This is a genomic window from Phycicoccus avicenniae (genome assembly GCF_050496545.1).
Lineage (GTDB): Bacteria > Actinomycetota > Actinomycetes > Actinomycetales > Dermatophilaceae > Phycicoccus > Phycicoccus avicenniae_A.
Map to the genome: position 1 here is coordinate 105,542 of NZ_JBNVZV010000009.1, position 21,875 is coordinate 127,416.

Sequence of the window (21,875 nt, forward strand, 5' to 3'; positions counted from 1 at the left end):
CCTTCCGTGGCAGGGCTTGTGGGGTGTGGTGCGCGGCGACGGTCACCACGCGACGGGCGCGGACTCGCGGCAGGTACCGCCGCCGCGTGGGCAGAGGCGGACGAACACGGGACCGTTGCCGTCGGCGATGACGACGCCGGTCGACGGGTAGTTGGAGGTGCCGGTCGTGCTGGCCGACGAGCCGGTCCCGTCGGGGCTGACGGTGAAGGTGACCGAGGAGTCGACGGTCCCGGCCGAGCGGCTGACGACGCTCACGCTCCAGCGCGAGCCACCGGGGAAGTTGCGCACGTCGAAGTAGACGCGCGGGCACGGGCTCGAGGCGCACGACCCCACGGCGTTGGGCGGCGAGTACCCCGGCCCCTTGCGCACGTTGTAGACCTCGGGGGTCGGGTTCGGCACGTTGACGGTCGCCGAGGCCCACCCGGACCAGCCGGCATCGGAGTGCGCCCGCACTTCGAGGGTGTGCGATCCCGGCCCCGTGTTCACGGTGTGCTGGGTCTTGTTGCCCCCGAACGTGCCCCGGTCGGCGCCGCGGATCTCGACCTGGTCGATGGGCCGGCCGTTCTCCGGCAGGTTCCACGACCACGTCGCACCCGTCGTCCCGTTGTTGTTCCCGGTCATGCCGGTGGGCGTCAGGGTGTCGCCGAACGGGGTCGCCGAGTCGTTCGCGCGGTTGGACTCGCTCCCTCCGGAGTTCACGGTCCACGCGGTGATCGTGACGTTGCGGGTCGGGCTGGTGTCGAAGTTGGGGATGCCGAACGACACGGTCGTGCCCGGCGTACACCCGCACGCGTGGGAGCCGTTGCGGCCGTCGCTGGCGGACCACCGGATCGCGCTGAAGCCACCGGCGCGCGGCTGGCCGACGGCCACGGCGACGTCGATCGACTGGTCCGCGCGAGGGGTCGACACGCTGACCGACGGGTTGCTGGGCTGGCCCACCGAGGTGAACGACGAGGAGTTCGACTGCGGTGACTCCAGGCCCGCGCCGTTGGTCAGGGTCGCGGTGTACTCGTAGGTGCGTCCGTCGTAGGGGATGACGACGTTGGCGTACTGCTGCGAGGGTGAGGTGTCGGTGACCTTGGTCCAGCCGCCACCGCCGACCCGCTGGTAGAGCGTGTACTTCGTGGTGGGCGGGCCGTTGGGCGAGCCCTGCTGCCAGGTGACGTTCAGCGTCGCGCTGTCCTGCGCCGGGCCGGGACCGCTGGCCGTGATGCCCGGGGCCGGCAGCGCCGCCGGGGTGCCGGCGGACTGCATCGTCACCGCCGGACCGAACGGTCCGGCGCCGAGCTCGTTCCACGCCTGCACCTGCACCGACTGCTCGGCCATGTTGTCGAGGCCGGCGACGGTGGTCTGGGTCGACGGGGCCGCCACGGTCTGGGTCTTGGTCTGCCCGGTGGAGGAGATCAGCCGCACCACGTACCGGCGCAGGGCGCTGCCCTCGTTCTGCGGCTGGTCCCACGCGATGGTCAGGGCGCCGTCGCCGCGCGGCGGGACCATCCGCACGCCGGTGACCGCCTGGGGCAGGGTGTCCGGGCGCACCGCACCGCTCGGCTCCGACGGGTCGCCCTCGCCGATGCCGTTCACGCCCGCGACGGTGAACCGGTAGTCCTGCCCGTTGGTCAGCCCGGTGACCGTGCAGGGGCTGGCGGTGCAGGTGACCTGGCCCGAGGAGCCGCCGGTCCAGCGGACGACGTACGAGGTGACGACCGAGCCGCCGTCGTACGTGGGGGGCAGCCACGAGACCCGCGCCTGGCCGCCGGCGTCACGGTCGGCGACGGCCTGGACCTGCCGGGGCTGGCCGGGCCGCCCGAGGAGCGTCACCGACACCCGACCGGTCGTCGAGCGGTTCGGGCCGTCGCTCACCGTGATCGAGACCGACGCTGTCTGCGACGGCTTCTCGCCCGCGGTCAACGTGAGGACGCAGCCGGAGACCTTGGCGCTCAACCCGGTTCCCGACTCGATGCTCGCGCCGGTGAGGGTGCACCGGGGGTCCCGCAGCGGCGAGTCGAGGTAGGACGAGACGTCGACCTGGCGGGACTGGCCCTCCTCGAGTCCGGTGACGCTGATCGGGCGCAGGCGCGCCGGCGGCTGTGCCTCGCCACCGAGCACCTTGACGTTGATGGCGGACGGCGCGGCCATCCCCGGGGAGGAGACCGCGAGGCGGCCGTCCGAGGTCGTGGCGTCGGCGTCGGCGGACAGGGTGAGGCGGCGGTTGCCCTGGCCGTCGGTGCGCAGCGACGCGTCGGCCTCCGTCTCCCACCGGGTCTCGAACTCGACGTCGTCGAAGGACATGCCGACCGGGAGCCACGCGTGGCAGAAGGTCGGGATGTCGACGGTGCGGTCGAGGCCGCCGGCGAGCAGGGTGACCGCACCGTCGGGGCACCGGAGCAACGGCACCTTGGGGCCGACCTGCACGGGGATCGAGACGTAGGCGGTGCCGAACTCCTTCTGCCCCACCTCGGTCTGGTCGGTGACCTCGACCATCAGGGCGGCCGGGCCGACGTACCCGTTGGACGAGGTGAGCTCGAGGGTCCTGTTGTCGGTCATCGCGACGGAGAGGTTCTCGGCCGGCGAGGCGCTGAGCGTGTCGGCGGTCGTCACGGAGACGACACGGTCCCGCGGCGAGCGCACGAAGTCGTTCAGCGACACCGTCTTCGTCGAGTCGGGGTCCATCTCGACCAGCTTGCCCGCGACCACGAAGGGCTGGCCGTTGGCACCCGTGGGCACGTTGACCACGGCCATCGCCCGCAGGCCGTCCTCGTCCTCGATGACGTAGGGCACCGAGGACGGGTGGTCGAGGATCGGCACCCGGACGCGGCCGTCCTCGACCGTGGCCCCGGGCGCCAGGACGTCGACGACCTTCAGGGTCGCGGGGTCGGAGTCGACGTCGGAGTCGTTGGCGAGGACGTCGACCAGCGTGCTGGTCTCCCCCGGCTTGGGCGCCGCGACGTCGTCGACGGCGACCGGAGGGTTGAGGTAGCCCTTGACCGCCCGGACGAGGATGGTCGCCCGGCTCGGGTCGAAGAGGCCGTCGCTGATGCCGTAGACGATCTGGTGCAGCGCGGTGGTGTCGGCGGGGACCGTGGTCTGGACGACGTTGTCCTCGTCGATCCGCCACTCCTTCAACCGGTCCGCCGGGTTCAGCCCCTCGGTCTGCACCTCGACGACGTCGCCGCGCGCGATGAGGTCGTTGGTGAGCGGCTTGACGGTGACGGTCTTGCCGGGGGCGGCGAAGACCTCGTCGGGCACGGCGACCGGCGGCTGCGGGTCGCCCGGCTGGACCACCCCGACCCGGACCGCGGCCCGGCTGGTGGCGCCGAAGCGGTCGCGGACCTCGTAGGTGATGACCTCGGTGCCGGCGGCCAGCGGGAACGCCTCGTAGCGGATGGTGTTCGGCCCGATGCCGACGACGCGGCCGTGCGTGAGGTCGACGGCCTTGCCGTCCGCCCCGACGACGCCGGTGACGGTGACCGAGTCGCCGTCCGGGTCCACCCCGAACGTCGGGACGGTCATCGTGATCGGGTCGCCGGCGGTCACGGTGGCGGTGAAGCTGCGCGCGACCGGGACCTGGTTGATGCGCTGGGCGTTCGGCAGCGGCGTGACCTGGATGCGCACCCGCGCCGTCTGGGCGCGCTCCTTCATCCCGTCGGCGTAGGCGGCGTACTCGACGGTGACGAACTTCTCGGCCCGCAAGCCGGTCGCCTCGGGGACGTACCGGATCACGTTGCCGGAGGCGAAGGCCCGCTGCGCGTCGCCCTTGCTGATCACCTTGACGCTGGCGGGGTCGAGGCGCAGCGGGATGCCGTCGGCCATCGTGTCGTTGTCGAGGACCGGGACCGAGACGGTGTCGCCCTCGCGGACCACCGCCTTGTCGTCCTGCACCAGGGGCAGGGTGTCGGTGAGGGCGCCCTGCTGGAGGACCTCGACCTCGCCGGACGTGCGCTGCGTGCCGTCGCTGACGGTGTAGCGGACCGTCCCCCGGCGACCCGCGTCCCCGCCGCCGGCCGACGTGAGTGCCTCGATGCGCACCCAGCGACCCTGGTAGATCGACGGGCGGATCCACGAGGAGTCGGTGCCCGGCTCGGTCGCCGCCGTGACGAGGACGTCGCCCCGGGGCGAGTAGTCGTTGGCCAGGACGTCGACGATCGTCGGGGCCTGGTCGTGCAGGGTCGCGGTGTCCGGGACGGCGACCGGGGGCGCGCCCTCGGGCGGGGCGGTGAGGTCGACCCGGATGCGTCCCGGCGCCGCGCCGGCCCCGGTGGTGGCCGAGTAGGACAGCTCGTACGTTCCGGGGGCGGACCCGGTGACCGTGACCTGGCCGGTGGCGAGGTCGGTGTCGACCTGCAGCGGGCCGACGGGTCGGACCTCGGAACGCAGCCGCAGCGTGGCATCGGGCTCGCCCGGGTCGGCCCCGGCGATGTCGTTGCCCAGCGGCTCGACCTGCAGCGGCTTGCCCACGACGCCGCGCACGGCATCGGGCTGGGTGCGGGGTGCGACGAACTTCGAGTCCCCCGAGGGGGAGACGACCTGGGCGTTGACCGAACCCTGGGTGCTGCCGCCGCGGCCGTCGGTGACGACGTAGCCGACCGGCTGGCGCCCCTCCTCGACCGGTGCAGTCAGCGTGACCCGCCCCTGGCCGTCGACCACGCCGCCCTCGACGTCGGCCCGGGCGGCGAGGACGTCGCTCTCGGGGTCGCGCCAGTCGGCGAGCACCGGGACCGACAGCCGCTTGCCGGCGATGACCGGGTAGACCTGCGCCGCGAGCGCGGAGCCGCCCTGGCGCAGCTTCGGGGCGGAGTTCACGCTGTCCGGGACGATGCGGACGCTGACCTTGGCCGACTCCTTCGAGGTGGCCTTGCCGTTGTTGACCTTGTAGCTGAACTCGAAGGTCTTGTTCTCGGTCCGCGCGGGCACCGAGACGTCGATGGCCTGGCCGTCGGCCGACACGGTAGCGGTGACGCCGTCCAGCGAGGGCGCGGTGACGTCGCGCTGGTCGATGGCCAGCACCGAGCCCGCGACGTCGGTGTCGTTGTCGAGCACGTGCAGCTTGCTCGTGCGCCCGGGCCGGACCTGCAGCGGGTCGTCGACCGCCTTCGGCGGCTGGTCGGCGCTGGCCTCGTCGACGAGGTTCTCGTCCTTCTTCTTGTTCTTGTCGTCCTGGCGCACCGGCGGCGTCAGCGCGTCCCAGTTGTCGATCTTGGTCGGCTTGTCCTCGAGGTCCCAGACGCCGCCGTTGTCGAGGTCGTTGAGCACCACCAGACCACGGTTCACCCGCAGCGCCACACCGTCGCGGGTCGGCTGCTCCCCGTCGGCCGGCAACGTCGCCGTCGGCTCGTCACCGGTGCGGCCGCAGTTCGCCCCGTAGAACACCCGGTTCTGCTCCGCCCACGCGGCGTGCAGGCAGCCGCCCAGCACCACCGGACGCGAGACGAGCGTCGCCCCCGGAACCCGGTTCACCCGCTCCCCCACCAGCACCCCGCCCGGGCTGACCCCACCGTCCAGCGGCACCTGCACCGCCCGCGCCTCGGACTGCACCGCCACCGTCTCGGCGGCCGGGCCCGGCTGCTGCAGCGCCGCCATCCGCTCGCCGTCCACGGTCACCTGAGCATCGACCCCGTCGGGCTTCTCGGCCGTGAAGACGCGGTCGGTGGCCGCGTCGTAGGCCACCCACTGGCGACCCACCGCCGTGACGTCGGGGAGGGTGGAGCGCAGCCGGGTGGGCACGACCACGGGCGCGGCGAACCCTGCCGCCGGCGTCGGTGCGATGCTCGTGACCTTGCCGTCGGCCCCCGAGACGACGTGCACCACCCCGTCGGTACCGACCGCGATCGCGGCGCTCTTCCCCACCGTCGCCACCGGCTTGGCGCCGACCGCGACGTCGGGCAGGCTCTGCGTCCCGGCCTTCGGGTCGACGCGCTGCGCGTAGACCTTGCCGGTCGCCGGGTCGAGCAGGGCCAGGGTGCCGCCTCGCAGGTCGACGGGCCGGGGCGCGTAGCGGCCGCCCGTCCCCTTGACCGCCGCGACGCTCGCCGCGGGGTCGCCCGCGGTCGAGGTGCGCGGGTCGAGGGGGAAGAGCTCACCGGTCCCGGTGTCCAGGCCGAGGACGACCGCGCCGTCCTGGAGGACGTCGAGCCCCGCGCCCGAGGAGGCATCGGTGGCCACGCCCGTGTCGAGCTGGCCGATCGGCACGTTCGCCCGGGCGAACTTGGCCTGCTGCGCCGAGCTCACCCAGACGCCGGCGTCGTTGAGGTCGGTCTCGTGCACCCTGGTCCCGTCGCTGGCGACCGCGGCGTAGCCGAGCCCTGCGGCGACGAGGGACACGACGACGGTGCCGGCGGTGCGGCGTCGCGCGCGGTTCCTCGCCACGCGAGCGCGCGCGGCACCGACCCGTGTCACATCAGCTCCTCGTCGTCAGGGACCCCGTCCCGGCTCCCCCGCCGGGCACGCCGCTCCAGCGTAACCGCGCGGTGGTCACTGTTCAGCAGGATGGCCCGACCCGGGCTCCAGGGCCATGGGGAGGACTACCCAGGTGCAGCCTCGAGCAGGGCCGTCGGATCAGGCGTCCGGGAGGAGCCGCAGGTCGACCTCGGTGACCATCCGGGTGGAGAGGGCGTGCTCGACGAGGCGCGACTTGCGGTTGCTCGCGAGCTTGCCCGGGCCACCGTGCAGCCCGCGGGTGCCGGCGTCGGCGAGCTTCTGACAGACGTTGTCGAGCTTGCGGTTGAACTTGGTGACCGTCCAGCCCAGCCGTTCGGCGGCCTCGGCGGAGGACGGGATCTGCCCGCCGCCGGCGTACGTGGTGCGCAGGAAGGACTCGCAGAGCGCGACGACCAGCAGCTTCTGGTCCGGCGTCATCGACACCCGACCGACCGTGGTCTGGCCGCTGCCGTCCTCGGGCTCGAGCTCGGCCGCCGTCTCGACCGACACGAACGGGGTGTCGTCGACGACGATGTCGAAGTCGTACGTGGTCGGGCCGGCGGTGAACCAGACCGTGAAGGCCTCGAGGGCCAGCGGGATCCGCGCGCCGGGCGAGAGCCAGGCCTGGAACAGCCCCTTGGTGTCGGCCACCGTCGCCGTGAGGGTCGAGCCGACGTTGGTCAGCCACCACAGCCCGTGCTCGTGGTGCACCTGCAGGAAGACCCGGTGCAGGTACGGGTTGTCGTCGACCTCGACGTCGGCCACCCGACCGATGGTCAGCGGTCGGTCCTCCGGAGCGACGAACTCCTCGCCGCAGAACTCGATGGTCACGCCCACCGGGTACCCCTCTCTCCCAACGGTTCCGTCATCCTGCCGTCTCGCAGCGGATCGGCGAGCGCGGCGAGTAGATGCCCGACTTGCGCGACACCTCGACCTGCGCGCAGACCGGCTTCCCGGCGGCCGCCTTGACGGTGTACTTCCGGCCGTCCCGGACGGTGATGATGCCGGCGTCGGCCACCGCACCCTCCGACGGCGCCACGCGCAGGCGCGAGTAGTCGTCCTTCTCGGCGCCGACGTAGTTCCAGGAGAACGTGACCGAGCCGGCAGCGGACCGGGCGTCGAGGGCCGGCTGCTCCGGGTAGTCGACGGCCCGGCTCGGGGCGGCGGTGCGCGCCACCGTGCTCTGCACCGCGACGGGCTCGGGCTCCTCGTCCCCACGGTTGACGGCCCAGACGACGACGCCGACCGTCACGGCGACGAGGAGGGCGAGCACCCCGAGGACCACGCCCCCGCTGATGGTCGCCGGCGCGTCCTCGTCGTCCGCGACCTCCGCGCCGGACGGCGCCCGGACGGGGGCGGGGGCGTCCGGCACCGACACCGCGCGCACGCTGGTGCGGTCGTGGTCCTCGGTCCCGGGGGCGCGCGTGGCCGGGGCGTCCGCTGTCGTGGTGCGGCCCAGCTCGTCGAGCACCACGAGCGAGGTGCTCGGCAGCCGCTGCTCGCGCTCGACGGCCTGCAGGCCGCGGGCGAGCTCGAGGGCGGTCTGCGGACGGGCGTCCGGGCTCTTGGCCATCGCGTGGGCGAGGAGCCGCTCGAGCGAGACCGGTACGTCGGCCCGCCCCGTGGTGGGCACCGGCGTGGCACGGATGCGCGGCATCAGGGCGTACGCGGAGTTGTCGCCGCCCGGCTGCTCGAACGGCGAGCGCCCCACGAGCAGGTGCCAGAGGGTCGCGGCGAGCGAGTAGACGTCGCTGCGCGAGTCGCCGTTGGACTGGCCGTAGAGGACCTCGGGCGCGGACCACGGCACCGAGACGCCCACGTCCTCGTCGACGTCCTCGGCGTGCCCACCCCGCCCGGCGATGCCGAAGTCGGTGAGCCCGGGCTGGCCGTACTGGCTGACCAGGACGTTCGCCGGCTTGATGTCGCGGTGGATGATGCCCGCCCGGTGCGCGGTCTCGACGGCGCTGGCCAGCTGGATGCCGGAGCGCAGCACCTCCTCGACGGTGAGCCGCTCGGCCTTGGCCCGCTGGGCGAGGTTCGGCGGCGGGTAGTACTTCATGACGAGGTACGCGCCGCCGTCGGCCGTCTGCTCGGACCGGAACACCTGGACGATGAAGGGGTGGTCGGCCAGCTGCGCCATCGTGTTCGCCTCGTCGACGAACTGGCGGCGGATCGCGGCGGTCAGGCCCTGGCGCTTGAGCACCTTGACCGCGACGTTCATCCGTGGCGACTGCTGCTCGTAGAGGTAGACGTCGGCGTACCCGCCCGACCCGAGCGGGCGCACGAACTCCAGGCCCGGGATGACCGGGGCGTCGGCTGCGCTCATCCCTCGACCTCGTAGGTGAGCGAGACCTCGTCGGCGAGGGTGATGACGCTGCCGGGCTCGATGCCCTGGTCCTCGGTGGGCCGCAGCCGCACCGGCTCCTCGCCGGGCAGGGCCACCGTGGTGCCGTTCGTCGACCCGAGGTCGCGGACGAGGACGTGCCAGCCCTCGAGGACGACCTCGGCGTGGTTGCGGCTGATGTCGCGGTCGACGCCGCCGACGCGCACGAGGTGCGGGCGCTGGTTGGCGGGGAGCTCCTCGTTGACGCGCGGCGCGCGGCCGAGCAGGACCCCACGGTCGAGGGGCACGACCCCGCCGGTGGAGATGCGCAGCACCCCGAGCTGGGGGCGCGGGATGGGCGCCGGCTGCTGCGGCGGGATCTCGCGCTGGCAGGTGCGGCACCGGCCCGCGTGCGGCGGCGAGTGGTGGCCCGCCGGGCAGAGCACCGCGAGGACGACCGGGCGGTCGAGGTCCTCGTCGGAGCGGGGCAGCGCGCCGCGTGCCGTCGTGACGTCGACGACGGGTACCTCGTCGGCCACCGGCTCGGGCACGGGCTCGGGCTCCGGGTCGGGCGCGACGGTGTGCTCGACCGGCGGCGGCGGGGTCGGCTCCGGGGCGGCGGGGGCGGCGGCAGGAGGAGCCGGAGCGGCGGCGGGCACGGCGGGGGCCTCGGCGGCGATCGGGGTCCCGCCGGCCGTGCGCCACGGCACGGAGTCGATGATCGAGCGGTCCGGGGGCGGGGACGGCGGCACCCGCTCGACCGGCGCGCTGCCGGGGGAGTCCTCCGGCGGCGGCAGGGTCAGGTCGGCCGGGACGGGCGGAGCCGCCGGCTCGGCCACGGGCTCCGGCTCGACGATCTCGGGCTCGACGACCGGCTCCGGCTCCAGCTCGGCCTCGGGCTCGGCGACAACAAGTGACACATTCGGCAGTTCTTGTCGCTCGCGCTCCGGCTCGGGCTCGGGCTCGGGCTCGGGCTCGGGCTCGGGCGCAACCTGGGACTCGGGCTCGGAGGCGTCAAGAACTGACACATTCGGCGATTGGTGGACGTCCGGCTCGGGGTCGGGCTGGTCCTGGGCGTCAACAATCGACACATTCGGCGATTGTTGGACGTCGGCTTCGGGGGCGACGGTGGCCGCGGCACCCGTCAGCCGGGCCGGGCGGCGCCATCCCCGGGAGACCTCGGGCTCGGGCAGGACCGCCGACAGCTCGACGTCGCCGCCGGCCACCTCGAGGACCACCTCGCGCCACGGCTGCCGGTCCTCGGACCCGACGAGCGTGCCGTCGGGCGTCGTGGCGGTGGCGGCGCCGCGCAGCAGCACGCGCACGCCGTCGCCGTGGTCGGCCGCGAGCGCGAAGGCCGGCGTCACGAGCAGGCCGCGGGAGCACAGCAGGTCCAGCAGCGGCAGCATCCCCTCGGACGCCGCGTTCTCGAGGGCGTCGCGGTGCCGGTCCGGCACCTCGACGAGCGCGAGGACGCCCTCGCCCGCGACCTCGATCCAGCCGGGGTGCACGGTCGTGCGCGCACGGGTCACGTCGGGGCTCCTCGGGTCGGGCTCCGCGGGGGCTCGGGACGGCCGGGTCACCTCCCCCGGGCACCGTCCGCGCCACCGGCCGAGAGCAGGGGTGCGGTCAGGGGGTCAGCGTAACGGGAGGCGCATCCTCCGCGTGGCCGAGTGGCATGCGGCCGACGGCATGCCCACAATGTCTGCGCCCGCACCCGTCCCGACCTCGGAGTCCTCGACGTGATCCTGTTCCTGGCCCTCGTCCCGCCCCCCGGCGTGGCCGACGCCCTGGCCGAGGTCGTCTCGCGGGTCCCGTACGGCCCCGACGAGTTCCACGGCCTCCACCGCTCCGAGCTGCTGCTGCGCGTGGCCGGGCTCGGCAGCATGGCGACCCCCGAGGTCGCCTCCGTCGTCCGGGCCGTCCGTGACGGGTTGCCCCGGGGGATGGCGCCGCCGCACGTGTGGCTCGACGGCGCCTGGGCGCTGGAGTCCGAGAAGGACCCGAGCATCGGCGCCCGCGTCGCCGGCGACGTCGACGCGCTGAACACGCTCGTCCGGACCCTCCCGACGGCGGTCCAGGCGCACGGGCTCTACCTCGACCGGCGCGCCTTCCTCCCTCGCCTGTCCGTCGGCACGATCACCGCGAACACCGGGCTGGGGTTCATCGAGCGGCTCGTCGGCGAGCTCGCGGGCTTCCGCACCGAGCCGTGGGACATCACCTCCGTCGAGGTGGTCCGCCGGCGCTTCGCCGGGGAGAACGTCCGCGGCTTCGAGGTCGTGGAGTCGGTCCCCCTGCGTCCCTGACCCGGCCTCCGACCCAGCCGGCGGACCGCCCGCGCCGGTGGGCGTCAGGGTCGGTGCAGACCGGCGCGCGGTGCGGTGTCCGCCGCGTCCTCGTCCTCACCGGCCTCCACGGTGACGACGACGACGGACACGTTGTCCCGGCCCCCGGCCCGGACGGCCGCGCCGACCATCTCGTCGGCGGCCCGCTGCGGGTCGGGGTTCTGGCGGGCCAGCAGCATGATGTCGCGGTCGTCGAGCTCGCCGCTCAGGCCGTCGCTGCACACGACGAACCGCTCGCCCGGGGTGGGCGGCAGCATCCAGACGTCGACCTCGGGCGCCGGGTCGGTGCCGAGCGAGCGGGTGATGACGTTGCGCAGCGGGTGGCGCGCCACCTCCGAGGCGTCGAGCAGCCCGGCGTCGAGCAGCTCGCGGACCTCGGAGTGGTCGCGGGTCACCTGGTGCATCCGGTTGTCGACGAGCCGGTAGACGCGCGAGTCGCCGACGTTGAAGACGACCCAGTGCTCCCGGCCGCCCTGGTCGACGACGGTGACGCCGCTGACCGTCGTCCCCATCCCCCGCAGCTCGGGGTGCTCGGCCACCGCCTCGAGGATGCGGCGGTTGGCCTCGCGCAGGACCTCGGTGACGTCCTCGGGGCGGGTCGGCGGGTGCTGCTCGAGGCTCTTGAGCGCGTCGACGACGATGCCGGAGGCGACCTCGCCGGCCGCGTGCCCGCCCATCCCGTCGGCGACGGCGAAGACCCGGCTGCCCGCGATCACCGCGTCCTCGTTGTGCTCGCGGACCCGGCCGACGTCGGTGGCGCTGCCCGCACGCACGAGCATCGAGCTGCCCCGCAGGACCCGTCCGGCCCTCACGCGCCGGCCTCCTCGACGACGAGGGTCTCGAGCACCTGCTGCAGCTGGTCGTAGTCGGCGTCCAGGCCGGAACCGGCCACCCGGCCGGTCACGTGGAGGAGGCGGGCGGCCGCGTCGGTCGCGGCGAGCGCCGTCACGAGATGCACCTCGACGACCGGGCTGCCGGCCTCGTCCCAGGAGACGTTGCGGGCCGCCCACTCGCGGCCACCGATCTCGACGAGGAACGGGTCCTCCACCTCGGCGCCCGGCCCGCCCGCCGAGGCCGCGAGCCGCTCGAGGACGGCATCGGCGGAGGCGGTGGGGTCGATGGCGCGGTGCCGCACGACGACCTCGACCGGTGCGTCCGTCCCGCTCCCCGCGGTGCGCAGCAGGGCGTCGTCGGCCGGCTCCGCAGCCCACGTCTCCGGGACCTCGAGGCGGACCGCCGGCGGCGCCGGGGCGCTCGGTCCGGGGTGGGCGACGACGGGCATGACGGGGTTCCCCCTCCGGAGCGACGACGGATGACCGCCCGAGCCTAGACCGGGCGCCGGGGATCGCACGATGGGGAGCACTCCCCACTCCGGCTCCGACTCCGTCGGACTCGGAGTGTGGGCCCGCCCGCTACCGGGTCAGCAGCGGCCGGTCCCCCACGCGGTGCAGGCGATGCGCACCGCCTCGTGGGTCCGCAGCTCGACGGCACCGCCGGCGTTGGCCAGGATGCTGCTCGGGTGGTTCCAGTGCTTCACGGTGGCGGTGGTCGTGCCCTTGCCCATGTACACGCGGATCGTGGAGCCCTTCGTCGGCAGGGCCGCGGTGCTCCCGAGCTGCAGGGTGTTGCCGCCGACCTGGAGGACGGCGAAGGACAGGTCCACGCGCGCTGTGGTCGTCGAGGTGATGGTCACCACCTCCCCGTTGGGGTTGGTCATGTCGTCACCGGGGGCGTCGTAGCGCGCCGTGAGCGTGACCTTCCCGCGGGCGGCCGGCGTGAGGCAGGTCCCGGTGAGGCAGGGGTAGGACGAGTGCGCCCGCAGGTCACCCTGGGGGTCGAAGAGGTAGGCGCCGCCGCCGACCCGCTGCGTGGCGGTGATGTTGTTGAAGCGCGGGGCGGTGAACCCCCAGTAGGCGTGGACCGCGTCCGGCGTGCCCTTGCCGACGTGCACCCGCAGCACCGAGCGCGGGGCCACGGCGGTCCCGGCCGGGAAGACCTTGCTGTCCTGGGCCGCGCTGCGCAGCCACCAGCCGGCGAGCGACACGGCGCTCGAGGCGTCGTTGCGGATGTCGACCCACTCCGCGTTCGGGTTCTTCGCCTCGTCCCCGTCGCCCTCGTACATGACCATCACCCGCAGCCGGGCTCCCTCGGCGGGTCCGGCCCCACAGGTGTCGTCGTCCCAGAGCCCGGTGCCGGCGGCCGCGGCCTGCTCGGCCGCGAGGAGGTAGGAGGCGCTGCGGGCCTGCTCGAAGCCCATCGGGAAGGGCAGCGCCTGGCCTCGGCGGAGCACCTCGAGCTGGGTGTCGGTCGTGCCGCTCGGGCCGATGACGTCGACGGTGCGCACCGGGCGACCCAGGCTCGAGGACGACGAGCTCGCCGCGGTGAGCCGGACCCGCTGGCCGAGGGCCACCGAGCGCATCACGGCGGTGGCGTCGGCGGCATGGCACTGGCCGGTCTCCATCGTCTGCAGCCCCGCGTTGCGGATGGCGACGGGCCGGCTCGTGCCGTCCCCGTCGATGTCGACGTCGACGGTGTCCCCGTCCACGACCGCGACGACGGTGCCCTGCTGGGACACGCTCGCCGAGACGGCGGGGGTGGCCGCGGCCAGCGCGGCGACGGCGGCGACACCCAGTGCGACCAGTGTTCTCATCCGATGACCTCCGCTCGTGAGACTGGCACGGCGGGTCCCGCCCCACCACCGGACCGGCCCACATCGGGCCGGACGGCCGATGCCCGCTCGGCCCGCCCTCCAGCGCCGTGAACCGGCCCGGGGCCTCGTGCACCGGCGGCCTCGTCTGCCACACTGCGCGGGCACGACGCGTCCTCGCGACCTCGAGATGGTGGAGCCGACCATGACGGACAGCACGCAGGGCCTCAGCGGCGACTGGGACCTGGACCCGCAGCACACGCGCATCGGGTTCTCCGCCCGCCACGCGATGATCACGACCGTCCGCGGAGCCTTCAACGAGGTGGCGGGCCACGTGCACGCCGACCTCGAGGAGATGGCGAACAGCAGCGTCGAGATCACCCTGCAGGTCGCGAGCGTCGACACCCGCACCGCCGACCGCGACACCCACCTGCGCAGCGCCGACTTCCTCGACGTCGAGACCTACCCAGAGATCACTTTCGTCAGCAGCCGGGTCGAGGAGGTCGACGACGCCGCGTTCCTCGTCACCGGCGACCTCACCATCCGCGACGTCACGCAGACCGTCTCGGTCCCGATCGCGCTGACCGGGGTCCAGCGCGACGCCTTCGGGGTCCTGCGGGCCGGGTTCGAGGGCAGCCGCAAGATCAACCGGCGCGACTTCGGCCTCGAGTGGAACATGCCGCTCGACACCGGCGGGGTGCTCGTCTCCGAGCGGGTCACCCTCGAGTTCGAGATCTCCGCGATCCGCCGCGAGGACGAGCCGGCCTCCTGACGCCGGCGCCCCGCGGCTCCGGCCTCACCAGGTGCCGCCGTGCTGCCCGGAGGACCGCCGGGGGGCGGGAGCGGGTTCGGACGCACCCTCGGGCGCAGGCATCCCGTCGTCGGGGCGCCCCGCCTCCTCCCAGCGGCGGGCGCCGTCGAGCACGAGCGGCCCGAGGAAGTCCTGGTCCTCGCGGCTGCGGGCCAGCTCGCGCAGCGGGGTCCGGCCGGCGAGGACGGCGTCGAAGCGCTCGCGCAGGTCGGCGTCCGGGCAGCGGTCGCGCAGCGTGCGCAGGTTGGCGCGCAGGGCCCGGTCCAGCTCGGGGCGCCGGCGGTAGGACGGAAGGAGCGGCTGCTCGGGTTCGCCGGCGGGGCCGCGGTCGTCGGGGCCGGGCATCAGTCCGCCAGGGGGTTGTCGTAGGGGGTGCTCGGGAGCGGCACGATCTCGATGTCGCCGGCCAGGCTGAGCATCGCGGTCATCGTGCCGACGATCCCTTCGGCGATGTCGAACGCGGTCTGCATCGCCGACACGGCGTCCTTGACGAGCGAGATCGCGAAGGCGGTGGCCGCGCCGAGGCCGAAGCCGCTCGCGACGGCCCCGAAGCCGGTCCAGCCCGAGGCGGCCATCGCACCGAGGCAGATCGTCACCCCGAGGACGGCATCGACCAGCATCTCGCAGATGCTCTCGACCTCGTCGTGGCAGTGCCGGATGCCGAAGGCCATCGTGTCCAGGGACTTCGCGATGTCCTCGAGCGCCTCCTGCATCGCCCCCACCGAGGCCGCGAGCCCCGAGAAGTAGGTGTCCATCGCCTGGGCCGCGGTGCCCGTCCACTCGGAGCGGGCCACGGTCACGGCGCTGTCGAGCCGGGCCTGGTAGCCGTCGCAGAAGTAGCCGAGCATCCGGCAGGCCGTCGCGGCCTTCGAGACGGCGGTCCAGTCCCCCGCGATGAGGTCGCCCCAGGCGTCCGGCACGTCCTCGCCACTGACCAGCTCGAAGGCCTTCCAGGCGAACTGGCCGAGCGAGGGGATCGAGTGCATGAAGTTCTCGACCGCGTCCCACTCCTCGCCGACCTTGTCCGAGGGCCAGGGCTCGACGAGGACGCTCGCCGGGTCGCCGCCGCCGCCGGCGTCGTCCTGGCGCATCACTGGCTCCAGTAGGTGCGGTCGAGGCGCTCGGACGTGCGCGCGTCGGTGCGGCGGTAGACCTCCGCCGCGGCGCCGAGCTCGGTCCCGGAGTCGCGGGAGACCGTCGAGAGGTCGCCGAAGTACTCGCCCACGGTGCCCTCGAGGTCGTACATCCACTCGCAGACCATGAGCATCAGCGAGCTGCCGCTGTTGGTGAGCAGCAGGTTCCCCTGGGCGTAGGTCTGGGCCTGGCCGGCGCTGTCGGCGAGGTCGCCGACCTTGAGCCCCAGTGCGCGCACCGCTCCCGGGTCGACCTCGAACTTCTCGCCCGAGCCCGGTCCCCCCGTGTCGTCGTCCTTGCGCACCGATGCTCTCCCTCCCCCGGGCGGGCCCCCCTCGGGCCGCCGCTGCGCAGAGCATGCCAGCACGCCGTCGGCGCTGTCGACGGGGAGGGTCCCCGGGGTCAGGCCCGCGACTCGGGCTGCTCGGCCCACCAGGCGAGCAGCCGCTCGCGGGCGGCGTCGGGTCCGATGGGTCCCTCGTCGAGGCGGACCGCGAGGAGGTGCTTGTAGGCCCGGCCGAGCACCGGCCCGGGGCGGATGCCGAGCGCCTCGGCGATCTGGTTCCCGTCGAGCTCGGGGCGCACGGCCTTGAGCTCCTCCTCGGCGGTGAGCCGCTCGATGCGCACCTCGAGGTCGTCGTAGGCGGCCGACAGACGCCGCGCCTTCTTGACGTTGCGGGTCGTGCAGTCGGCCCGGGTCAGCCGGTGCAGGCGGGGCAGCAGGTCGCCGGCGTCGGTGACGTACCGGCGTACCGCCGAGTCGCTCCACTGGCCCTCGCCGTACCCGTGGAAGCGCAGGTGCAGCTCGACGAGCCGGGCCACCGCCTTGACCGTCTCCTTGTCGAAGCGCAGGGCCTTGAGGCGCCGGGCGGCCATCTTGGCCCCGACCACCTCGTGGTGGTGGAACGAGACGCCGCCGCCGTCCTCGAAGCGGCGGGTCGGCGGCTTGCCGACGTCGTGGAGCAGCGCCGCGAGCCTTAGCACGAGGTCGGGGCCGGGCACCGACTCCGGCGGGCCGTCGGCCGGCCCCTCGAGGTCGATGGCCTGCTCGAGGACGATCATCGAGTGGACGTAGACGTCCTTGTGGCGGTGGTGCTCGTCGACCTCGAGCTGCAGGGCCGGGAGCTCGGGGAGGACGACGGCGGCCAGCCCGGAGCCGACGAGCAGCTCGAGGCCGGCACGGGGATGGGCGCCGCAGAGCAGCTTGACCAGCTCGTCGCGCACGCGCTCGGCCGAGACCCGCTCGATGTCCCCGGCCATCTCGCGCATCGCGTCGAGGACGTCCGGCGCCGGCACGAACCCCAGCTGGGCGACGAAGCGGGCGGCGCGCATCATCCGCAGCGGGTCGTCGCCGAAGGAGACCTCCGGGGCCGACGGGGTGCGCAGGACCCTGGCCTCGAGGTCGCCGAGGCCGCCGTGCGGGTCGACGAAGGCGAGGTCGGGCAGGCGCAGGGCCATCGCATTGACGGCGAAGTCGCGGCGGACGAGGTCCTCCTCGAGGGAGTCCCCGAAGGCCACGACCGGCTTGCGGGTGACGCCGTCGTAGGCGTCGGCGCGGTACGTGGTCACCTCGACGACGGTCGCGCCGCGGCGGGCGCCGATGGTGCCGAAGGCGCGGCCCATGTCCCACGTCGCGCTGCCCCAGTCGGCGAGGATCCGCTCGGTGTCGTCCGGGCCGGCCGAGGTGGTCAGGTCCAGGTCGGCGGAGACTCTGCCGAGGAAGGCGTCGCGCACCGGCCCGCCGACGAGCGCGAGCTCGTGCCCCGCCGCCGTGAAGCGCTCCCCGAGGTCGGTGAGCACGGGCAGGACGGGGGCGAGGCCGGCCACCGCGGCCCGCAGGAGCGCGGCGGGGGGCTGACGGTCGGACACGAGCGCCAAGCCTAGGTGCTGCGACAGGGGGCGCCCGCGACGACCCCGACCACCCGGCCGCGTGCAGTCCCAGTGGTTACAGTGACCAGATGAGCCACGCCGCTGCCGATCCGACCGGGGTGGGGCCCCGGCGGCTCCCGGCGGTCGAGGAGCGCAGCGCGGGCGGCGTCGTCGTCGACGTGCACGAGGGGCGGGCCCGCATCGCCGTCATCGCCCGGCGCAACCGGGCCGGACGCGTCGAGTGGTGCCTGCCCAAGGGCCACATCGAGGGAGAGGAGACCCTGCCGGAGACCGCCGTGCGCGAGGTCGAGGAGGAGACCGGCATCGAGGGCCGCGTCCTCATCGAGCTGGGCACCATCGACTACTGGTTCGCGGCCGGCGACCGGCGCATCCACAAGTACGTGCACCACTACCTGCTCGAGGCCACCGGCGGCTACCTGACCATCGAGAAGGACCCCGACCACGAGGCCATCGACGTCGCGTGGCTGGCCCTCGAGGACGCCCACCGGCACCTCACCTTCCCCAACGAGCGGCGCATCGCCCGCCTCGCCTGGCAACGGTTGGCCGGGGACGCCGGATGAGCTCCTCCGTCCAGAGCGTCGGGCGCTCGGGGGCGGTGATGGCGGCGGGGACGCTCGTCAGCCGTGTCGCCGGACTGCTGCGGGCCGTCCTCCTGACCGCCGTCATCGGCTCCACCGGGCTGGCCGCCGAGGCCTTCACCGTGGCCAACACCCTGCCCAACAGCCTCTACCTGCTGCTCGCGGGCGGCACGCTCAACGCCGTCCTCGTCCCGCAGATCATCCGGGCGCGCACCCGCCCCGACGCCGGCGAGGACTTCGTCAACCGGCTCATCACGGCGGCCATCGCGCTCTTCGTCGTGGCCACGGTCGTCCTCACGCTGCTCTCGCCCGTCCTCGTGCGGCTCTACTTCGACACGACGAGCGAGGAGGCGCTGCGCCTCGCCACCGTCTTCGCCTTCGTGTGCGTGCCGCAGATCCTCTTCTACGGGCTGTACACGATCTTCGGCCAGGTCCTCAACGCCAACGGCCGGTTCGCCGCGTTCACCTTCGCCCCGCTCGTCGCCAACGTCGTCGCCATCGGCGGGCTCCTGTGGTTCTCGGCCGCGGGGAACCCGTCGCGCGCGGCGCCGGGTGAGTGGACGCCGTCGATGATCGGCATCCTCGCGGGCACCGCCACCCTGTCGATCGCGATGCAGGCCGCGGCGCTCGTCGTCCCCCTGCGCCGGATGGGTTTCCGCTACCGGCCGCGCTGGGGCCTGCGCGGCCACGGGTTCGGGGCCGTCTCGGATGTCGCGAAGTGGAGCTTCGGCTCGATCGTCGTCGTCCAGATCGGGTTCTGGGTGACGACCAAGGTGCTGACCAACGCCGCCGACGAGGGCGCCCGCCAGGGGCTGAGCACCGCCGGCATCGCGGCCTTCAACCCCGCGCAGCTGCTCATGATGCTGCCGCACGGCCTCGTCACCGTCTCGCTCGTCACGGCGCTCTACACCCAGCTGTCGGAGGCGGCCTCGCGCGGGGACGACGCCGCCGTGATGCGCCAGCACGAGCAGGGCCTGCGCATCCCGGCGCCGCTGCTGCTGCCCGTCGTGGCGCTCGTCCTCGCGACGGTGCCCCTCGTCACCGCCACGCTCTTCTTCCGGAGCCCCCTCTCCGAGACCGAGGCCATCGCGGCCGTCCTCGTGGGGCTCTTCGGCGGGATCGTCCCGCTGGGTTGGGTCTACCTCAACGACCGCGTCTTCTACGCCCAGCAGCAGACCTTCTGGTCCTTCCGCACCCAGTGCATCGTCACCGGCATCTCCGTGAGCATCGCGCTCCTCGCCTCGACCCTGTCGCCGGGGCGCACCGCCACCGTGCTCGCCTTCGGCCAGACCTTCGCCTACGTCGTCGGGGCCTGCGTCGGATGGGCGGTCCTGCGCCGCCAGCACGGGCGGATCGGGCTGCGCGGGGCGTCCTCGGTGTACCTGAAGGTCGGGGTGCCGGCCGTCGTCACCGCCGTCGTGCTCGGTCTGGCGATCCGCGGCCTCTTCCCGGACCTCGGCGAGGACCGCGGGGTCCACGCCATCGTCCAGGGCGGGCTCGTCCTCGGGGTCGCCGGCCTCGTCGAGCTCACCGTCACGTGGGGTGTCGCGCACCTGCTCGGCGTCGAGGAGGTCGGGCGGTTCCTCTCGCCGGTCCTGCGCCGTGTGCGCGCCCTCGGTCGGCGCTGACCCCTCCCCTACGATGGAACGACCCGCCGGTCGCCGGCGGGTCTCGACCGTGACCGACGACCGGAAGGAGCCACGGTGAAGGGCGTTGGACCCGGCACCGTCCTCGGTGGCCGCTACACGGTGCACCGCAGGCTCGCCCAGGACCGCGGCACCGAGCGCTGGACCGCCGACGACACCACGCTGGGTCGTCGGGTCTCGGTCCTCGTCGTGCCCACCGACGACCACCGCGCGCCCGCGTTCCTCGATGCCGCCCGCCGCGCCGGCTCGGTCGCCCACGCCGTGCTGGTGCGCATCCTCGACGTCGGCGAGGACGACGAGGTCGCCTACGTCGTCGAGGAGGAGCTCGCCGACGCCCGCACGCTGGCCGACCTCGTCACCGACGGCGGCATCCCGGGCGACGAGGTGCGTCGCATCACCGGCGAGGTCGCCTCGGCGCTCGAGTCGGCCCGCCAGCGCGGCCTGCACCACCTCGACCTCACCCCCGACGACGTCCTGCGCACCCCCGACGGCGAGGTGCGCCTGCGCGGCCTCGAGATCGCCGCGGTGCGGGCCGGCGAGGACGGCCTCGAGCCGGAGGAGTCCGCCCGCCGCGACGCGGTCGGCGTCGTCGCGCTCACCTACGCCGGGCTCACCGGGCTCTGGCCGCTCGGCTCGGGGGCTGCTGGCCTGGCGCGTGCACCCCGCGTGCCCGGCGGGGTCGCCACCCCGTCCGAGATCGCGGCGGGCGTGCCCCGCGACCTCGACGCCATCTGCCGGCTCACGCTCCGCGAGGACGAGGGCCCCACGAGCCCCGGCGACTACGCCCGCCAGGTGGCGCCGTGGCCCTCGCGCCAGGTGGTCGGACGACCGGTCGTCCCCGCTGCCGCGCCCGCCGAGGAGCCCGAGCCCACGCCCGAGGAGCCCACCCCTGACGAGCCCGCCGGCGAGGCGTCCGAGCCGAGCCCCGCCGCGCCGGCCGCCGCCGCGACGGTCGCCGGCACGGCCGCGCTGCCCGCCCTCCCGGTCCTCCCCGACCCGCCCGCCCCGGCCGGAGGCGACGACGACGAGCCGACGCGCGTCATCGAGCGGCCCACCCCCCCGGAGTGGCTGCACAGCGAGACCGGCGAGCTCCCCGGCACGCCCGCCGCGGACGAGGCGGCGCCCGCCACCCCCGGACCCGTGACACCCGCCGCGGCCACCGTCGCCGCGCCGGCGGTCCCTCGCCGCCCGGAGGCCGAGGAGCAGGTCGCGGACGACGACGACGTCGAGGACCTCGACGACGACCGCGAGGGTCGCGGCGCCGTCGCGTCGGCCGCGGTCGCCGGGGCGATCGGCACGGTGGGTTCGCGGGTCAGCGGCCTGGCCCGCCGGGCGGTCGACAAGGTCTCCGAGCTCTCCCCCGACACCCAGGCCGTCGAGCGTCACGACGGCCTGGACGACCTCGACGCCCCGGCGCCCTTCGTGCCGGCCGAGCCCCTCACCAGGGACGAGTCGAAGCTGGCGCTCGGCATCGTCGTGGCCTTCCTCGTCCTGGCCCTGGTCATCGGCATCTACGGCGTCACGAAGATCGGCTCCAACTCCGACCTCCTCGGCGACACCACCGCGGCCCCCTCCACCTCCTCCTCCGCCACGCCCACGCCCACCGGGTCGGCGTCGGAGAACCCCGACGAGGGGGGCACCCCCGAGCCGCTGGCCATCCTCAAGGTCGAGGCCTACGACCCGGAGGGTGACGGCGCCGAGAACAACAGCACCACTCCGAAGACCTACGACGGCGACACCTCCACCGGGTGGAGCTCGGAGAACTACCGCACCGACGCCTTCGGCGGCCTGAAGAAGGGGCTCGGCCTCGTCGTCGACCTCGGGCCGAACAAGAAGCCGCAGAACGTGCGGCTGGTCATCCCGCAGCGGGTCGACCTCGAGGTGTACGTGGGGCCCGACGCCGGCCTCGAGGGCGCGAAGAAGATCGGCACCAAGGCCGACGCGCAGGGCACGGTCGACCTGCCGGTTCCGGCCGATGTGACCGGCCAGTACATCATCATCTGGTACACCGGACTCCACCCCGACGACCAGGGCAAGCGCAGGGCGTGGCTCGACGAGGTCGTCGTCACCGGCTGAGAGGGCTG

Annotated in this window: 16 protein-coding genes; 5 read left to right on the top strand and 11 right to left on the bottom strand. The window is 74.1% G+C overall.

Features of this window, described 5'->3' with window-relative positions:
* Positions 1-42: 42 nt before the first annotated feature.
* The 4 genes from ACQZ2A_RS09915 to ACQZ2A_RS09930 form a co-directional block, all read right to left on the bottom strand.
* Positions 43-6,366, bottom strand: a complete 6,324-nt coding sequence (locus ACQZ2A_RS09915) for an Ig-like domain-containing protein (protein WP_430210224.1) — start codon at positions 6,364-6,366, stop codon at positions 43-45.
* 189 nt (positions 6,367-6,555) lie between these two features.
* Positions 6,556-7,254: a hypothetical protein gene (locus ACQZ2A_RS09920; RefSeq protein ID WP_430210226.1), complete on the bottom strand. Its 699-nt coding sequence runs from the start codon at positions 7,252-7,254 to the stop codon at positions 6,556-6,558.
* Between the two features lie 28 nt (positions 7,255-7,282).
* Positions 7,283-8,743 (bottom strand): protein kinase domain-containing protein, encoded by a 1,461-nt coding sequence (locus tag ACQZ2A_RS09925; protein WP_430210228.1) that lies wholly within the window; start codon positions 8,741-8,743, stop codon positions 7,283-7,285.
* Positions 8,740-10,272 carry an FHA domain-containing protein gene (locus ACQZ2A_RS09930; RefSeq protein ID WP_430210231.1) on the bottom strand — a complete coding sequence of 511 codons (1,533 nt, stop codon included), beginning with the start codon at positions 10,270-10,272 and terminating at the stop codon, positions 8,740-8,742. Before ACQZ2A_RS09930 ends, ACQZ2A_RS09925 begins: the two co-directional genes overlap by 4 nt.
* 210 nt (positions 10,273-10,482) lie before the next feature.
* Here ACQZ2A_RS09930 and ACQZ2A_RS09935 point away from each other — a divergent pair, with 210 nt between their 5' ends.
* Positions 10,483-11,046, top strand: a complete 564-nt coding sequence (locus ACQZ2A_RS09935) for a 2'-5' RNA ligase family protein (RefSeq protein WP_430210233.1) — start codon at positions 10,483-10,485, stop codon at positions 11,044-11,046.
* A 44-nt stretch (positions 11,047-11,090) separates the two neighbouring features.
* Here ACQZ2A_RS09935 and ACQZ2A_RS09940 read toward each other — a convergent pair whose 3' ends face one another.
* The 3 genes from ACQZ2A_RS09940 to ACQZ2A_RS09950 all read right to left on the bottom strand — a co-directional run bounded on the left by ACQZ2A_RS09940 (position 11,091) and on the right by ACQZ2A_RS09950 (position 13,735).
* Positions 11,091-11,897, bottom strand: coding sequence for a PP2C family protein-serine/threonine phosphatase (locus ACQZ2A_RS09940; RefSeq protein WP_430210235.1), 807 nt, complete (start codon positions 11,895-11,897; stop codon positions 11,091-11,093).
* Positions 11,894-12,367 (bottom strand): hypothetical protein, encoded by a 474-nt coding sequence (locus ACQZ2A_RS09945; protein ID WP_430210237.1) that lies wholly within the window; start codon positions 12,365-12,367, stop codon positions 11,894-11,896. Before ACQZ2A_RS09945 ends, ACQZ2A_RS09940 begins: the two co-directional genes overlap by 4 nt.
* Positions 12,368-12,505: 138 nt before the next feature.
* Entirely contained in the window at positions 12,506-13,735 is a 1,230-nt protein-coding gene (locus ACQZ2A_RS09950) for a lamin tail domain-containing protein (RefSeq protein ID WP_430210240.1), read from the bottom strand.
* Positions 13,736-13,937: 202 nt separating this feature from the next.
* On the opposite strand from ACQZ2A_RS09950, the gene ACQZ2A_RS09955 reads away from it, so the two are divergent.
* Complete coding sequence (locus ACQZ2A_RS09955) at positions 13,938-14,504, top strand: YceI family protein (RefSeq protein WP_430210241.1); 567 nt, start codon at positions 13,938-13,940, stop codon at positions 14,502-14,504.
* Positions 14,505-14,528: 24 nt separating this feature from the next.
* Here ACQZ2A_RS09955 and ACQZ2A_RS09960 read toward each other — a convergent pair whose 3' ends face one another.
* From ACQZ2A_RS09960 to ACQZ2A_RS09975, 4 genes are all read right to left on the bottom strand, one after another.
* A complete protein-coding gene (locus ACQZ2A_RS09960; protein WP_430210244.1) occupies positions 14,529-14,888 on the bottom strand; it encodes a hypothetical protein in 360 nt (119 codons plus the stop codon).
* Positions 14,888-15,634 carry a WXG100 family type VII secretion target gene (locus ACQZ2A_RS09965; protein ID WP_430210247.1) on the bottom strand — a complete coding sequence of 249 codons (747 nt, stop codon included), beginning with the start codon at positions 15,632-15,634 and terminating at the stop codon, positions 14,888-14,890. The genes ACQZ2A_RS09960 and ACQZ2A_RS09965 overlap by 1 nt, the downstream gene beginning before the upstream one ends.
* Positions 15,634-15,981: a hypothetical protein gene (locus tag ACQZ2A_RS09970; protein WP_430210249.1), complete on the bottom strand. Its 348-nt coding sequence runs from the start codon at positions 15,979-15,981 to the stop codon at positions 15,634-15,636. The genes ACQZ2A_RS09965 and ACQZ2A_RS09970 overlap by 1 nt, the downstream gene beginning before the upstream one ends.
* Before the next feature lie 98 nt (positions 15,982-16,079).
* Positions 16,080-17,546, bottom strand: coding sequence for a CCA tRNA nucleotidyltransferase (locus ACQZ2A_RS09975; RefSeq protein ID WP_430210251.1), 1,467 nt, complete (start codon positions 17,544-17,546; stop codon positions 16,080-16,082).
* Between the two features lie 89 nt (positions 17,547-17,635).
* Here ACQZ2A_RS09975 and ACQZ2A_RS09980 point away from each other — a divergent pair, with 89 nt between their 5' ends.
* The 3 genes from ACQZ2A_RS09980 (at position 17,636) to ACQZ2A_RS09990 (ending at position 21,867) form a co-directional block, all read left to right on the top strand.
* A complete protein-coding gene (locus tag ACQZ2A_RS09980) occupies positions 17,636-18,127 on the top strand; it encodes an NUDIX hydrolase (RefSeq protein ID WP_430210253.1) in 492 nt (163 codons plus the stop codon).
* Positions 18,124-19,773 carry a murein biosynthesis integral membrane protein MurJ gene (gene murJ / locus ACQZ2A_RS09985; RefSeq protein ID WP_430210255.1) on the top strand — a complete coding sequence of 550 codons (1,650 nt, stop codon included), beginning with the start codon at positions 18,124-18,126 and terminating at the stop codon, positions 19,771-19,773. Before ACQZ2A_RS09980 ends, murJ begins: the two co-directional genes overlap by 4 nt.
* Before the next feature lie 75 nt (positions 19,774-19,848).
* Positions 19,849-21,867, top strand: coding sequence for a protein kinase family protein (locus tag ACQZ2A_RS09990; protein WP_430210258.1), 2,019 nt, complete (start codon positions 19,849-19,851; stop codon positions 21,865-21,867).
* Positions 21,868-21,875 lie beyond the last annotated feature (8 nt).

What these genes read in the sequence shown, in the direction of transcription:
- ACQZ2A_RS09965 (WP_430210247.1), bottom strand. Translation starts at nt 15,634, where the DNA reads ATGCGCCAGGACGACGCCGGCGGCGGCGGCGACCCGGCGAGCGTCCTC.
- ACQZ2A_RS09925 (WP_430210228.1), bottom strand. Translation starts at nt 8,743, where the DNA reads ATGAGCGCAGCCGACGCCCCGGTCATCCCGGGCCTGGAGTTCGTGCGC.
- ACQZ2A_RS09955 (WP_430210241.1), top strand. Translation starts at nt 13,938, where the DNA reads ATGACGGACAGCACGCAGGGCCTCAGCGGCGACTGGGACCTGGACCCG.
- ACQZ2A_RS09945 (WP_430210237.1), bottom strand. Translation starts at nt 12,367, where the DNA reads ATGCCCGTCGTCGCCCACCCCGGACCGAGCGCCCCGGCGCCGCCGGCG.
- ACQZ2A_RS09960 (WP_430210244.1), bottom strand. Translation starts at nt 14,888, where the DNA reads ATGCCCGGCCCCGACGACCGCGGCCCCGCCGGCGAACCCGAGCAGCCG.
- ACQZ2A_RS09950 (WP_430210240.1), bottom strand. Translation starts at nt 13,735, where the DNA reads ATGAGAACACTGGTCGCACTGGGTGTCGCCGCCGTCGCCGCGCTGGCC.
- murJ (WP_430210255.1), top strand. Translation starts at nt 18,124, where the DNA reads ATGAGCTCCTCCGTCCAGAGCGTCGGGCGCTCGGGGGCGGTGATGGCG.
- ACQZ2A_RS09980 (WP_430210253.1), top strand. Translation starts at nt 17,636, where the DNA reads ATGAGCCACGCCGCTGCCGATCCGACCGGGGTGGGGCCCCGGCGGCTC.